This is a genomic window from Gluconobacter sp. P5B12, assembly GCF_018812035.1.
Classification (GTDB): domain Bacteria; phylum Pseudomonadota; class Alphaproteobacteria; order Acetobacterales; family Acetobacteraceae; genus Gluconobacter.
The window spans coordinates 1-16093 of sequence record NZ_JACRVV010000003.1 but is presented as its reverse complement, the minus strand read 5'-3'; the positions used below and the strand labels follow the sequence as shown (position 1 = coordinate 16093).

The 16093-nt window shown below is 51.0% G+C and carries 9 protein-coding genes and 1 tRNA gene; 6 read left to right on the top strand and 4 right to left on the bottom strand.

Annotation, left to right across the window (positions count from 1 at the left end; translation table 11 throughout):
- The first annotated feature begins 314 nt into the window (after positions 1–314).
- The 3 genes from KP702_RS06860 to KP702_RS06850 all read left to right on the top strand — a co-directional run bounded on the left by KP702_RS06860 (position 315) and on the right by KP702_RS06850 (position 5300).
- Positions 315–1478: a polysaccharide pyruvyl transferase family protein gene (locus tag KP702_RS06860; protein WP_215768704.1), complete on the top strand. Its 1164-nt coding sequence runs from the start codon at positions 315–317 to the stop codon at positions 1476–1478.
- A 251-nt stretch (positions 1479–1729) separates the two neighbouring features.
- A complete protein-coding gene (locus tag KP702_RS06855) occupies positions 1730–2755 on the top strand; it encodes a hypothetical protein (RefSeq protein ID WP_215768703.1) in 1026 nt (341 codons plus the stop codon).
- A gap of 1375 nt (positions 2756–4130) precedes the next feature.
- Positions 4131–5300, top strand: coding sequence for a polysaccharide biosynthesis/export family protein (locus KP702_RS06850; RefSeq protein WP_237390079.1), 1170 nt, complete (start codon positions 4131–4133; stop codon positions 5298–5300).
- 615 nt (positions 5301–5915) lie between these two features.
- Here KP702_RS06850 and KP702_RS06845 read toward each other — a convergent pair.
- The 3 genes from KP702_RS06845 to KP702_RS06835 all read right to left on the bottom strand — a co-directional run bounded on the left by KP702_RS06845 (position 5916) and on the right by KP702_RS06835 (position 9447).
- A complete protein-coding gene (locus KP702_RS06845; protein WP_202208432.1) occupies positions 5916–7232 on the bottom strand; it encodes a DEAD/DEAH box helicase in 1317 nt (438 codons plus the stop codon).
- Between the two features lie 422 nt (positions 7233–7654).
- A complete protein-coding gene (metW, locus tag KP702_RS06840) occupies positions 7655–8254 on the bottom strand; it encodes a methionine biosynthesis protein MetW (RefSeq protein ID WP_064273068.1) in 600 nt (199 codons plus the stop codon).
- Positions 8254–9447: a homoserine O-acetyltransferase gene (locus KP702_RS06835; RefSeq protein WP_215768702.1), complete on the bottom strand. Its 1194-nt coding sequence runs from the start codon at positions 9445–9447 to the stop codon at positions 8254–8256. The genes metW and KP702_RS06835 overlap by 1 nt, the downstream gene beginning before the upstream one ends.
- Positions 9448–9598: 151 nt before the next feature.
- Between KP702_RS06835 and KP702_RS06830 the strand changes: the two genes are divergently transcribed.
- The 3 genes from KP702_RS06830 (at position 9599) to KP702_RS06820 (ending at position 15651) form a co-directional block, all read left to right on the top strand.
- Positions 9599–13342, top strand: a complete 3744-nt coding sequence (locus KP702_RS06830) for a glycoside hydrolase family 99-like domain-containing protein (RefSeq protein WP_202208429.1) — start codon at positions 9599–9601, stop codon at positions 13340–13342.
- A 404-nt stretch (positions 13343–13746) separates the two neighbouring features.
- Positions 13747–14184, top strand: coding sequence for a hypothetical protein (locus KP702_RS06825; protein ID WP_202208427.1), 438 nt, complete (start codon positions 13747–13749; stop codon positions 14182–14184).
- A 186-nt stretch (positions 14185–14370) separates the two neighbouring features.
- A complete protein-coding gene (locus KP702_RS06820; protein ID WP_202208425.1) occupies positions 14371–15651 on the top strand; it encodes a DEAD/DEAH box helicase in 1281 nt (426 codons plus the stop codon).
- A 255-nt stretch (positions 15652–15906) separates the two neighbouring features.
- Here KP702_RS06820 and KP702_RS06815 read toward each other — a convergent pair.
- Positions 15907–15983 (bottom strand) — tRNA-Met (locus tag KP702_RS06815).
- Positions 15984–16093 lie beyond the last annotated feature (110 nt).

Here is a 16093-nt window from a genome sequence, read left to right as displayed (position 1 = left end):
CTACATATTAATCACTTACGATAACACAACCCAATAAAACGATATATTCCTCGTATCGTCTCAAGTGGAAATTCTAACGCTGCACAGTCGCACTTCGCGGTTAGCACCTAGAAAACTTGGAAATTCCAAAACATAGACATTCCCCCCAGAACACAACATAGGCAAGAAAGGTCAAAGCAGACTCACCAGCTTGCAACTTTAGTTTACCGCTTCACCTACAAAAAAAATCATTCTGAAACAAATTATATCATGCCTTTTAATATTTTTATAAATGATGGAAAATCGAAAAAATCACCCGTAACAGCGGAAACATTATGATATACTTGGTTTGCCACTCTGGTTATCTGAATTTTGGTGATGAATTAATCGCCAAAACATGGATTAATTTTCTAACAAACAAATTTCCGCTGGAAGAAATCTGGGTAGATACGTGCAATCCGGGCGTATCTGCAGTGGCATTCAAAGACTACAAAAATATAAAATTTACCGACACTTTATGGACTGCATCCAGAAACTCCATCAACAAGGGAATTGATTACATTTTGGACCTTGGCTTCCAAAATGACGGCGGAGTTTCGTTCGCCAATGGGCTCGAATTAATAAAATCAGCACGCTGCGTTCATATGATTGGCGGTGGCTACATGAATAGTGAGTTTTATTTTAACTACGCAATCATCGCAATTCTGGCAAAGTTAAAGAAAGAAGCCGGGTTCGAGCTTTTTGGTACCGGCCTTGGCCTAGAGCCTATCGATCAGTCATACGAGCGTATTATCGGAGAACTCTTCAAGGTCTTCTCATGGATCGATGTGCGAGACGAAAAAAGCTATCAGCGCTTGATTCATTGGGGCCTGAAAAGCAAGGCATCCTTCTCGTGTGACGATGTCTTCCTCTCTCCTATACCTCAAAGTGATGAGGACAGACCGGGCAAATTAATCATCTCCGCCCAGCCGGGGAGCAATCCTTTCCTCGTCGTCTCCTTTCTCCTGAAGCTTATCGAGCATTGCCCCCAGGCACAGAATGGCATTGAATTTCTTACTCTGGACGCCATTTCTGACCACATCATCATTGACAAGGTAGTCAGCATATCCAGACGGACTGATATCGTTGTCCGGGACTTCAATGATCTCTGGAAAAACGGCTTCCAAATCAGCTCGAACGATTTTGTTTTTTCGACACGTTTTCATGCCCACCTTGTCGCTTCGATGATGGGGGCTCGTGGCCTTTGTGCGTCCGTAAGTGTCCCTTACTATGACGTCAAACACCTATCGCTGATCGAAATGGGCTCTGGCTTCGATATCATCGGCATGCATGATTTCACTTTCTCCTACGACTGGAATAAGAAGACAGAAACTTTCCACGATCATGCGCAAACTGCCCGCAAAACAAAACTCGACATCGTCGACAAAGTTTACGGATTTATGATCGAGAGCAGCATCAACGATAATACTATTGATAATTCGACAAACCTCTCGGTTTGATAGGACACTCCTTTGACAGGAATTGATCCCCTTATTTCCTACTAACTGGCCTGCAACGATCTAACGGATCAAACAGGAGGTGCCCCCCATCAGGAAACGCCTCCTGTCTTTTTGATATCTCGCCTCAGAACAGTAGCAATCATCACTCGCCAGGGCGTCTGTGAAACTTATCGTGCGATCATTCGTCAAGATCAGAGAAACGTACCGCCAACCGGGACATTAGCCCCCTATCTCAACGGACGGATGACATCATGAAAAGAAAACTCGCACTAATTATTGCAGTCACGACATCTCTTGGCGCGTCAGGTGTTGCGCTCGGGCAGCCCGTGATCATCACAGAACATGGAAAGCCGGCAAATTTTCGAGGAGCTACCTCCGATAAAACGGAAATAGAAAAGGCATTCACCACTACGTCCGCTCCGGATGTCTATTTTCCGCCTTCAACGGAAGGATACCATCTCTCCAAGGCGCTCCCCAGCAATACGCTCGGCACCTATCATTTGAATGGCAATATTTTCTCTGGTCCGGGTATTGGTGCACCTGAAAATGGGCGCGGAACATTCAACGCCACCTATACAAATCCGTGGAATGTCACTTCTAATCTCAAATACGTGTTTGACCCAGCGGCACTTCCGCAAAAAGACCATGTAACCACACAGGCCGTTTCTCTAGAATGCCGCCCCAATCGCCCCAATCTTCATAATCCCAACCCGAACCGAAACTGGGTTGCTTGCATCTACCGGGGCATGGATTCCGGGACGGGCGGCGGCAAGAACACGTCCATCAGTTCAGAAATTGACAACGATGTTCTGAACCTCAGCACCAATTCTGCAACAGATATGGAAGTTGATGTTAATTTTAACGGCAAAGTACTGGATGGCAAATGGTCTCGTGGGCTATTTCTGACTGGCGGAGGCGCGCCCGGAAACCAGACGAATTCGGTTGCATTGGATATCATGCACGTCGCCTATGACCATTCGTGGCTTCCTTGGACGACCGGAATTTCAATCCGTAATGCCACGAACATGATCCAACTCTATAAGACACAGCCTACCGAAACTGGCTTTTTCCTGGAAACGTTCGACCAGCAGCACACTGAAACGTCTCACCTCGACAAGAACGGCTATCTGGATATTCAAGGTCTGCGCCTTATTGCCACCTCGTCTCCCAAACCGGCAACGGAATGCAAGAAGGGGCAGGTAACATGGGATGACGACAATCTCTACCTTTGCACCTCAGCAGGAAAGTACAAAAAAGTCGCGCTACAAGCATTGTGATTGAGTATTTATTTCCTTTTTTCTCGCTAGGCATCAGCAGTCAAACATCAATTAAGTCAGATGCGCCAGTGTGAAGATCGCACCGTCACCAAGCACGGATCGTCGGAAATCTGTATTTCATCTAGGAATACAGATTTCCGGATACCAATAGCATCGCGAAATCGAGGAACCGTCGATTGAGGTTCCTAAAGTCTGATTGGGGGCTCAACGGATAGGTCTTGATAGTTGTCCGAGACAGCTTTTGCTCCGCATTTGAAACAGAGCAGAAGGCATTGCGCTCTGGATTACTATACGATGCCACCAATGCTCTCGATGAAGAGGAAGCGGCGCGTTTTATTCCAATGACGCTGGTGAACAGCCCCATCTTCGATTCTGATCGCCTAAACTCCTGGTTCAATGGCAAGATCTGTTGCAGGTCGCTCCGTTCTTATGCCGCTTGAGCGTCGTAAAATTCCGCGTTTAGCAGCAATACCTGTCCTTGTGAGACAGCCTTGCCGGCTTCTCTTTCCATGCCTTAAAAACAAATCCATTCCAAAAGTCTGACTTCTCACCATTGACATTGCGCTGCGTTTGGAAACGCCATCAGTGCAGCAACCAAAAGCTGGTCTGACACCTACAGATAACCGGCATCCCACAAGACCGTATCTAAGTGTTTCAATCACACCCGGGTGGTTCAGACCTTCTCGAAGCCGTCAGATTGTCTTTGCGTCAAGAGCGAGGTCCGATAGTCCCAGACTGAAAAAAGCGCTTGAAAGAGAGGTGATCGTTGATCAGTTCCTTCGCCCGCTCACCGAACAAATTATTCAGCGCCTACGATTACTAGAATTTTGAACATCAGAACCGGATCGACTGACTTTATTCCCATCTGAATATACCAAATTCTTACCCATATCAGGTCAAAACATCTCAAAGTCCACAGTTCAGGAAAATGCCTCGAATTTGATCACCAAGTCCGCTCAGGCGAGCCAGTCGCTCTTTAACATCAAAAAAAACCGCACTGTTTCATCTCGCCATTCCTTCAGTCAGAACAGAAGGAACGAAATCATAGACAGTAGCTCAAAACCAATAGGTTTTTAGAACCCTCCAATTGTAAGCTATATTGCTACCGAGACGGTCACATATAGAACCAGGGGATCATTCTTTGACCGTATTTCTGGTAGATATTATGCTGTCTCCTGTCAGCTAAGAATGATCGGGCACTACGAAAAAGCGAAAGAGAGATCTTTCTTAGTAGAGGCCTATGGCCAACGACTGGCATCCTTCTATAACAGCATTGCCGCCACGTGAGCACACCCTCTCCTTTTCCCCCATTCGAAGGCTTCTCTATTCTATGCGTGTCGATTGTTTTCCAAGTAGCAACCGCTCACCCCTCAGAATGGCACTACTACTCGGCGTCCTGTCGCTCAGCGGATGCAGTGCACTCCCGGGGAATGCACCCACCGAGAGTGCTGTGCTGAAAGCGGCTACCGACAAGACCCGGAATCCTTTGGGCTTTCTTGTCACGCAAGTCACGCCCGAAGTCACAAAGGTACTCGCAACCGAACACCCCCCCCTTATCTCGTCCCTTTATGCTGATAGTTCACGCCTGATACCTAATGACCGTATCGGCGTGGGGGACGTGCTCAACATTACGGTTTTCGAACTCGGAAGCGGCCTGTTCTCGGGGGCAGCCCCCAGTGTCAGTTCCAACACCGATCTCTCAGCCGCATCCGGTGCAACGGGAAGTGTAACTCACCAGACTCTTCCCCCCACCGAAGTGGAAGCTGATGGAACACTGACCATCCCTTATGTAGGGCGCCTACATGTCGTGGGGATGACACCTCAAAATCTTGCCGAGAAAATTCGTACGGCACTAACGGGGAAGTCTCAGAACGCAGAGGTGATGGTCCATATCGGCACCGACATTTCCAACACCGTTATCATCTCGGGCGCCGTTCATCATCCGGGACGGGTCCTGCTGAGCACGGCACAGGAACGCCTGTCAGACGTTGTTGCTATTGCCGGAGGCGCAAATTACCCCCCCGAAGACACGTTCGTTCAACTTGTTCGCGGCAATAAGTCTGGGGGTACGGATCTCGGAACGCTAGAGACCTATCCCAAGGAAGATATTCCAGCCAGACCGGGAGATCGTATTCATGTTGTCTACCAGCCCCGCAGCTATACGGTGTTTGGCGCGGCTTCCAAGAATGCCATGCAAGTTGATTTCAACTCCCCTACTGTAAACCTCGCAGAAGCAATCGCACGCGTTGGCGGCCCGAATGATAACTTGGCGGACCCTAACGCTGTCTTCCTCTTCCGTTTTGAGGACACTGTAGCAGCCAAAGCCCTGAACCTGCAGACTGCTGAAACTCTCCAGGGAATTCCTGTAATCTACAAGCTGGATATGATGAACCCTTCAAGCTATTTCCTTGCCCAGCGGATACCCATCAAGAGCAAGGACGTGATCCTGATCGCGAATGCTAAGACTGACCGTTTCTATAAGTTCAATCAGTTGATCAGCACCCTTATAAGCCCAGCGATCACGGCAGCGTGGATTGCACGCTAAATTTTCAGTTTTCTAATTTTTCTAGTCCGAATTATGTAATTATATTCGCATATCATAGATGTATGATACGCGAATATAAACAAATGCAAAATACTTGACATATATTTTAACCAATCATTCCTATCACAGCAAAAATTTTGGCGGCTATTTTCTTGACCTGATTGCTCTATTCATAGGATCAAACTAGCGCTTACCTAAAAAGATTATGATTAGTCTGAAACTGTGCCGTATCTGCTGCTGATCTGACGCAGAAGGCAACCGTGCATAATTGGTTCCTGAACTGAACAATCCTCCGGCATCCGGTCAATCTCCAGCCGTGCTATTCATGTGCTTCCGGAAGCTTAACAGTTCAAACCTTGCGCGTCCTCAAGCTACTTTCAAGCACTTAGTCAAACTCTCCGTACAGAGTTTCTGACCGATCTCAAACAGCACTCTGAAGCTGAAAAGGCGCATCTCCGCGGATTATTCGCGCTCTACAAGAAAAATATATTTATCATTACATAAAAAATAGTTTCAACGTCATGTCTAAAAAAATCTCCGCCTAACTTAATAGGCGGAGAAGTAGAAATCCCTCTCAGGACTACATACTATTATTTAATATCCACTACAAATGGATCAACGACGACCCGTTGGGCGACCACCACCGCCGCCACGACGAGCGCCATCACCACTACGTCCACCAGCAGGAGGGCCGGAACGACGGCGACCGCCGCCATTTCCACCACCGCCCCTCTGGCCGCCACCGCCACGACCACCACCCAACACTGGCGGACGCATCGTGGAGTTTTGAGCCGCATCAGAGTGGTAAGGATGATCGGTTACAACAGGGATAGCCTTGTCGATCTTCTTCTCGATATCCCGAAGCCACGCACGCTGCTCGGCATCGCAGAGCGAGACGGCCCAGCCATCGCGGCCAGCACGCGCTGTACGACCGATACGATGAACGTAAGATTCAGGGACATTTGGCAGATCGTAGTTGAAGACGTGAGAAACATCATCAACGTCAATGCCACGCGCAGCAATGTCTGTCGCGACCAGGACCTTGATCGTCCCGTTGCGGAAGCCAGCCATGGCACGTTCACGCGCACCCTGGGACTTGTTCCCGTGCAGTGCTTCGGACGTAATGCCGTTCTTGTTCAGGAATTCCGCAACCTTGTTCGCTTCATGCTTCATCAGCGTAAACACGACCGCACGTACGACATTTGAGCTCTCAACGAGCATCAGTGTCGCATCCTTTTTCTTGTCCGTCTCCACGAACATCACAGCCTGACGGATGCGATCAACCGTGCTGGATTCAGGTGTTACCTGAACAGTAGCAGGGTCCTTCAGCAGAGAATGAGCAAGATCGCTAATGGACTGCGGCATCGTTGCCGAGAACAGAACCGTCTGACGGCGCGCAGGCAAGAGAGCCATGATGCGGCGGATATCACGGACGAAGCCCATGTCGAGCATACGATCGGCTTCATCCAGCACCAGAACCTCCAGGGCAGAAAGATCGATGTGACCCTGCCCAACCAGATCCAGCAGACGGCCCGGCGCAGCCACGAGAACATCCACGCCACGGCGCGTTGCCTCGACCTGGCGTCCCTGTCCGACCCCGCCGAACACGACTGCATGCGTCAGCTTCATGTGGCGTGCGTATGCAGCAAAGCTCTCATCGATCTGGGAAGCCAGCTCACGCGTCGGAGCCAAAACCAGTACCCGGACACTCTTTGGAGTTGCCGGGCGACGATGCCGCAGCAGGTAGTCCAGGATCGGCAGCGCGAATGCAGCCGTCTTGCCTGTTCCCGTCTGAGCCAGACCAAGAAGGTCCCGTCCTTCCAGAAGGTAAGGAATGGAGCCAGCCTGAATGGGGGTTGGCGTGGTGTAACCCTCTTCAGCAAGGGCTTTCTGAAGTGGCTCGGCGAGTTTGAGCTCTGCGAAACTGGTCATGGACCCCTCCTGAGGGATAACAAGGCCTGGCTCGCACAGCTAGTTCGCACTTTATGCACGAAGAAAATGCCTGCTTTGAGCCTAGAGAGTTGATGAAAGACGAACCTTCACACCGAGACGCAGGCACACGGCTGGACATGCGCGGAAGCCCGAGAGCCTTCGCACATTGCCCACTTCACTTTTCCTGCAAGAATCAGGGAAGCAAAGCACCTTGTGCCAAAATCGACCAGCATGACGAAGAAACCGTCAGCATCTCCCTGCTTTCAGGCAGAGATATCTGCAAACGGATGTAGGGCAGCTTCCCCTGCCTCGCAAGGGAATTGAGGGCTATGATTTATAAAAAATCATTATTATTTCACGTGTTTTGCAAAACAGTGAAGCTCCCGAGCATGCACAATGCACAGAGAGAAAAGAACCGCCCCCTACCCGCGACGCAACAAAAAGAGTGCCTGCTCACCAAAGAGATTTGCGAAGCGAATTGAGCGCCGCCAAGGCGCTTTCAACCCATCCTCATCAATGGCAAGCCATTGCTGCACAATATATCCCTCTTCCTCACACAACGCGAGGAAATCCCGAATAGTGCACGGATGGATGTTGGGCGTGGAATACCAAGGCGTACTCCACACTGATGTCATCGGCATGCGGCCGGTTGTCAGAAGCTGCAAACGCAACCGCCAATGACCAAAATTCGGGAAAGAGATGATGGCGTGGCGCCCTATCCGCAACATTTGCCGTAACACTTCCCGGGGACGCTCAACCGCCTGAAGTGTTCTTTGCAGAACAACATAGTCAAACGAGTCATCGGGATAGTAGGACAGATCGTGATCTGCATCTCCGTGCATAACCGGCAGACCATGCGCAACGGACTGCGTCACGCTCTGCATGTCGATTTCAATGCCGCGAGCGTCGCAGTTTCGCGTCCGATACAGATAATCGATGAGCGTACCGTCGCCACTTCCGACATCCAGAACGCGGGCCCGGGTTGGAATCATCTCCGCAATCAAACGCTGATCCAGCCGCATCAGACCCCCTCCACTTTCGTCAGACCTGCATGCTCAGCCGCACCATTCAGGAAACCCCGAACCGTTCGATCCAGATCAGGCTCGTCTAGCAGAAACGCGTCATGCCCACGATCGCTCTCAATTTCCACAAAAGAGACGTTTGCTCCGGCTTTGTTCAATGCCCGCACCAGAAGACGGGACTGAGACGTGGGGAAAAGCCAGTCTGAACTAAAGGACACAACGCAAAAACGCGTCTCGCACTTGCGAAACGGTGCCGAAAGATCGCCATCATGCTCGGCGGCCAGATCAAAATAATCCATCGCCCGCGTTACTGTCAGATACGAATTTGCATCAAACCGGCGCACGAATGTTGAACCCTGATGCCGCAGATAACTCTCAACTTCGAACATCTCACCAAACAGAGAAGGACTGCTGGCAGCCGGCACGGCCGTTGGAGCTTCACTTCGAACTTTACGTCCGAACTTCCGGCTCAGAGCCTCTTCAGACAGATAAGTAATGTGGGCCATCATCCGCGCGACCCCCAGGCCACGAGCCGGAATGGCGCCAAAGTCTCTGTAATGGCCATCATGCCAGTCAGGATCTGCAAAGATCGCCTGACGGCTGACTTCGTTGAATGCAATATTCTGGGCTGAGTGAAACGGCGACGTTGCAATCGGCAAAGCCGCAAAGACGCGCTCTGGATAATCGGCAATCCACGTCAGCGCCTGCATTCCTCCCATGGAGCCGCCTACGACAGCAAAAAGACGCTTGATGCCCAAGTGGTTCAACAGACATGCCTGAGAAGCGACGATATCGTGCATGGTGATGGGAGGAAATTCACTATCCCACGGCCGCCCGGTCTCTGCCCGAATGGACTTCGGACCGGTAGATCCCATGCACCCGCCCAGCACATTGGGGCAGATGACGAAAAATCTGTCCGTATCGATTGGAAGGCCAGGCCCAACCATGCGGTTCCACCAGCCCGACTTGCCAGTCAGTGGATTAGGCTCCGCCAGATACTGATCTCCGGTCAGAGCATGACAAACCAGTATGGCGTTGCCGCGATCAGGCGCGAGGGTGCCATAGGTGCAGTAAGCAACTTCAAGCGGCGCAAGATGAACGCCGCATTCCAGATCCATCCCCTCTTCCAGGTACATGGTCTGATGCGTGTAAACGGGACTATCTTCCTCAAAGGAAGACACACTGCGGTCCATCAGTCTTCCACCTCCGATGCCGACGGGAGGGCGTCGATGCCCTTCGGGGCCGACGGTATGACATTCTCCGCACCCCACGGCAAATCACCCTTCTTATTGACGATAAATTAACGCACTTGAAATTCATTAAGAAACAGTAAAAAACCGTTTCATGCTTCACACCCTCCCGGATTCATCCAGCCCAGCCGTCTCTGCAGCCTCGGATGCTTTCGCACCAAGCGCGCTTCAAATTCTGGGATACTCCGGGGTGTTTGATGCAACATATTATCTGAAGAACAATCCAGACCTCCAGAACCTCGGAACCGCAGCTCTGCGGCATTATCACCAGCACGGCTGGAAAGAGGGCCGCAAACCCAACCCTTTTTTTGATCCTCATTGGTATATCGCCCAAAATCGGGATGTTCTGGGAGATCCGCTCTTACATTACGTCACAAATGGAGAGAAAGAAGGTCGCCGACCAATCGGCTGGTTTGATCCTGGCTGGTACACTCAAACTTACCCCATTCCACAAGGGATGCTGGCGCTGGCTCATTATCTGCTCAACCGCCATACCCAGAAATTAAAGCCTATTGCTGAGTTTGATCCGGCTTTTTATTTAAAAACCTATCCCGATGTAGCCGCCGCCGGTCTCGACCCGCTGGAACATTACATGATCCAGGGCTTCCGTGAGGCCAGGCAGCCATTTGAAGGCTTTGACCCTGTTTACTACCGGAAGAATTATCTTCGCCATGCTCCGGACAGTAATCCGCTTCTCCACTATCTGGAGAACAAGAACCGTTCGGGAATTCATTCTTCATGCCCGCCAAATGAAGTCACAGTCTTTCGGGAAGTTCGGCGGCGTAGCGCGCCAGGCCCCTCCTTTGAGGATTTCAACCCACTTCCCCAGAGCGCAATCAGACGCGCCCGTGTCCTTGCATATTACTTGCCCCAATATCATGCCACATCCGAAAACGATGAATGGTGGGGCAAGGGATTTACAGAGTGGACCAATACGTCGCGCGCACTCCCCCGCTTCGCAGATCATTATCAGCCCCGGATTCCGCGTGACCTGGGTCATTACACTCTGAATTCTCCAGACCTTCTGGACCGTCAGGCCCAAATGGCCAAGGCCGCCGGAATTGAAGGGTTTGTCTTCTATTTTTACTGGTTCAATCGAAAACGTCTCCTTGACGGGCCGTTAGAGATGCTTCTGGCCAACCCTCAGATTGACCTCCCATTTTGTCTGATGTGGGCCAATGAGAACTGGAGCCGCCGCTGGGACGGATCAGAAGATGATATTCTGATTGCCCAGCATTACAGAGACGAGGATGACAACGCTCTCGTAGACTGCTTTGCCAGACATATGTGTGATCCACGATACATCAGGATCGGGGATCGCCCTCTCCTCATGGTGTACCGCCCTGGAACCATTCCCAATGCACGACAAGCCTTTGCGCGCTGGCGTGAACTCTTTCGGGAAAGACATGGCCTCAACCCCATATTTATTATGGGACAGGCTTTTGGAGATGAAGACCCTCATTCCTTCGGTGTTGAAGGAGCCATTGAATTCCCTCCGCACAAAGTCGTTTCCGACTGCCGCCTCATCAATGAAAACGTTCAAATTCTTGACGAAGACTTCAGAGGACAGATCTACGATTACACGGATATTGTAGAAAATGCGCTCCGACAGCCAAGCCCGTCTTTTCCCCTTATCCGCACAGCGGCGCCTTCATGGGATAATGACGCACGACGTCAGGGCAACGGCCTCGTCATGCACGGGTCAACTCCTGAGCTTTATGAGAAATGGCTCAATGGCCTCGTCAACTCCGCGCAAAAGAACCGCTTTTTCGGGGAATCCATTGTCTGCATCAATGCGTGGAATGAATGGGCAGAAGGCGCCTATCTAGAGCCAGACGTTCATTTTGGGAGCGCCTATCTGAATGCCACAGCCAGAGCCTGCACCGGCTTCAAAAGCTCCTCAAACAAAGTGCGCCTGCTGCTGATTGGGCACGATGCTTTTCCTGCCGGCGCGCAAAAACTCCTCCTGGAGACAGGTCGGACATTCCGAAGATCTTTTGGTGTCGATATCCGCTTCATTCTGCTTGAAGGCGGCGCAATGATGGAAGACTACCGGGCCATTGCCCCTGTTGAAATCTTGCCCCCCACAACTGGCCATGCCATGGCGCGCCTGAATACGTTGCGGGCAGAAGGTTTTGAATACGCGCTATTAAATAGCGCGGCGTCATCGACAATTGCGCCTCTGTTGCATGACAATGCAATCACTTACACATTCCTTATTCACGAATTACCTCACCTTCTCCAAAGCCGAGATCTACGGAAATCTATGGGAGGCGCGTGCGAAACGGCCCAGTCAGTTGTTGTCCCCACACGCTCCTGCGCCGCACGGCTCGGCTTGGAAAAACACCCTCGCACGACGATCCTTCCTCAGGGTTTGTATGATCAGACAACCTTCAGCAGGCCCGCTCGCGAAGCGCTCAGATCACAGTTAGGCCTTACGGGTCAGGATCTTCTGGTCATTGGGGTTGGCTACGCGGATATGCGAAAAGGTTTCGACCTGTTTCTCCAGCTCTGGAGGAAGCTGGCTGGGCGAGCTCATTGTGTATGGGTCGGTGCAATTGATCCGGTCCTTCAGGATGGTTTGAGAACCGAAATCGATCATGCCCGCACAAGCGGCACCTTTCATATGCCGGGTCGTGTTTGCAACGTATCAGACTGGCTGTCGGCCTCTGACGTCTTCACTTTGACCTCGCGCGAAGACCCCTACCCTTCCGTCGTCCTGGAAGCTCTGGCATCAGGCCTGCCCTGTACGTCTTTTGCAGACAACGGTGGCATTCCAGAGCTTCTTAAAAGCCTGCAAGACGACCCGACAACATGCAATACAATTGTGCCATTCGCCGATGTCAGAGCCATGAGTTTGGCAGCGCTGGAACTTGCCCAATGGTCAAAAGGCCGCACTCAAACCAGCCGACAGGACGCGGCACGCAAACTCGGGAAGTCCTTTCTTTTTCGCCCTTACGCTGAGCAACTTCTGCGACTGGCTGCGCCAAAAGTCCCATCAGTGTCTGTCGTAGTCCCCTCTTACAATTACGCTCGTTATCTGGAGGCCCGGCTTGTCTCCATTTTTACGCAGACGTTTCCAGTTCTGGAAATTATCGTTCTCGATGATGCATCGACAGATAAGAGCGTCGAGATCGCGGTGGATACTGCTGCCGAGTGGGGACGTGACGTTCGCATCATCAAAGGCAGACGCCCTTCCGGATCGGTCTTCGCTCAATGGCAGAAAGCACTCAAACAGGCACAAGGCGAATGGGTCTGGATCGCGGAAGCAGATGATCTCTGTGACCCTCACTTTCTGGAAAAACTTGTTCACGCTGCGCATCAGTGCCCGAACACGGTCATGGCATTTTGTGATAGCCGCTCAATAGATGAGAACGGCGCACCGCTTTCCGCATCATATCAACCATATTGCATGGAAGCAGCCGGAAACCTTCTTGAACACGATGGGCAATTCAGCGGACAAGATTTTCTCCAAACATGCCTGGCTGAGCGTAATCTGGTTCTCAATGTCAGCAGCGCTATTTTTCAAAAAACAGCGATGCAAGCGGCTCTAAAAAAATGCAAGAAAGACTTGGCAGTTTTGAACGTCGCCGGAGACTGGCGCGTTTATCTTGAGCTTTTAGATAATAAGGACGTGAGTGTTGTTTATGTCAGCGATGCCATGAACATCCATAGACGACATCAATCGTCTTCGACCCATACGCTCAATCAAAATACTCATCTCGAAGAAATAAAATTCATGCATGAGCTTGTTTCAAGAAGATTACATTTTTCTGACGAGCAGGCTGAAAGGCAAAAGCTTTATCATCAAAAAATTCGTCAGCAATTCGGTTTGTAATTTTATAGGATGGAATTCCAAGACAGGCCTTCACCCGTTACCGGAACAAACAATTATTCCATACAAAGACGGATGTCACGGGCGTATCTGATGTCTTGGGTCAGAGAACCATCGCATGAGTTTTGCGAAATGAGAGAGTTACATTGGCGCTGACGAACGCCTGAAACCGCCAGAACTTGGGTGCTTTCCTGGATGAAATGAATAATCTCTATTCCAGTAATGAGAGACTGACGCAGATCCATATCTACGTCCAAGACGTAAATAGAGATCTATTTTCTACTTATTACTTCGCAGTTATTATTCGTTGCGCACTCAAACAGGAAAAAGTGTTTGACGGGTGGCAGCCTGCTTGACGCCCAAGCATTTCATACCCCCCTATGACACATCATATTGTGAGGTTAGCCATGGCACAGTTCTCAATCGGCGATCATGTTTCGGACCTCAAAGGCGCCCATGACGGCAAACTTGTCGATATTGAAGGTTCCACTGGTTATGTGATGCAAAGCAATGGCGTAGAAGTCGATTTTCCGCTGTCCCAACTCAAGCCTTACGAACCTCCAAAAGTCTCTGAAATTCGGACCCTGTCTGGCCCTTTGCGAGACAGACTTCTAACTCCCGCCCAAAAGACGCTGCTGGCTTCCGTTCCGCCTTCCCTCATTAATGCGATCGCTAAAAGTTATGATGCGGGCAGTGATGGTGAAAGCTCGCGTCCGCCTTTCGCAACACTACCAGAGTCAAAAAGACTGGAAGCCATTCGTATTTATCTCCCTACGCTCCCGCAGCGTCTTTTAGCGTCTCATATGAATCTGGTGGTAGCGATGCGAGATATCGCAAAATCATGAATTATTGGAGCGGTTAATAGGTGGGAGTACTTGTAAGAACCGCAGAAGATGTGATGCGCGCATAGAGATAAAAGAACCGATTGAACGCGTTGACCCCGCTTGGCATCACCCGTAAAACTCCGCGTTCTGAAACAGCGAAGCCCAACCAGGCGCAGCATTATTGAGCGCCGGAGGCGCCGCGTGTCCATGTCCATGACTTTCGCCGATCTTTCCTTGGCGCCGACTCTCCTAAGCGCTCTGGCTGAAGAAGGGTATGTCACACCTACCCCCATCCAGGCACAGTCAATTCCTATGCTGCTGGCAGGCCGCGATCTCTTGGGTATGGCGCAAACTGGCACAGGCAAGACAGCATCTTTTGCGCTCCCGCTACTCCACCGTTTGGCAGCCAACTCTCGTACAGCACCAAAAGGTGGCGCACGCGTCCTCGTACTCGCACCAACACGTGAGCTTGTTTCCCAGATTGCAGATGGTTTTGAGAAATTCGGGCGCAATCTGAGCCTTCGCGTAACAACGATTTTCGGCGGTGTCAGCCAATTCCATCAGGTCAATGCACTTGAAAATGGCGTAGACATTATTGTCGCCGCTCCAGGACGGCTTCTGGATCTTATCGAACAGGGCTTATGCGATCTCTCGCAACTTGAAGCGCTTGTACTTGATGAGGCCGATCAGATGCTGGATATGGGCTTTGCAAAACCAATCGAGCGTATTGTCGCAACGCTGCCGAAAGATCGGCATACCGTTCTATTTTCAGCGACAATGCCGAAATCTATCACAGCTCTGGTCGAGAGCCTTCTCCGCGATCCAGTAAAAGTCGAAATTGCGCCTCCATCGACCACTGTGGATCGAATTGAGCAGTCGGTGATGTTTATGGATGCCGCCCACAAAAAAGCAGCTCTTCTCGCACAACTCGAGACACAGGATGTTGGTCAGGCTGTTGTCTTCACACTTCAGAAGAACATCGCCAATGAGGTCTGTGCCTTTTTAACCGAGGCAGGAATTACTGCTGAAGCTTTGCATGGCAACAAATCTCAAGGGCAGCGAGAGCGTGCACTCAATGCGTTCCGCGAGGGAGCTGTACAGGTGCTTGTCGCAACAGATATTGCTGCCCGCGGCATCGACGTCGACACAGTCACACATGTTTTCAACCATGATCTCCCAAGCCTACCCGAGAGTTACGTCCATCGGATCGGTCGTACCGGCCGCGCTGGGCGCAGTGGTTTCGCCATTACCCTTTGTGATGCCGAACAACGTGCGTGGCTGCATGGTGTGGAACAAGAGATCGGTCGCACATTAATGGTTCACACCGATCATCCTTGGCATTCAGAAACCGCACGTCACTCAACCATGAGAGCACCCGTGCTAGGAGGCGGCCCAGTCAAACAGGTCAAGCCGCAGGTCAAGCGTGAGCGCAAGGTCTGGACCGAAGAAGAAAAGCTTGCCGCACGTGAAGCAGCCAAAAGAGCTTAAAGAACGATTTGCTTATAGCTTTACCTGCCCATGGAGGGCTTAGCGGATAAGCCAGCATCAATTAAACACTTGATGCTGGTAGCCCGGGTGTATGACGCCAGCTAATTCCAGAATTCACATACTTTTACCAAACGCGAAAATTACTGCAGGAAGCCTTTCCGTCTGTTTCCTTAGTAGTTTCTACCTAAACTCCCCGCAACACGAAAACCCCCGCTGTCTCGGTGAGAGAGCGGGGGTTTTGGAACTGTATTGGTGTGGTTGCGGGGGCAGGATTTGAACCTGCGGCCTTCAGGTTATGAGCCTGACGAGCTACCGGGCTGCTCCACCCCGCGGTGGTGTATGTGATGTTGGTGTGTGGGAGTTTTTGTGAGTGGGCTAGGGGACCTGGCGGCGACCGACTTTTCCGCACCTTGAGGTGCAGTATCATAGGCGCTGAGGGATT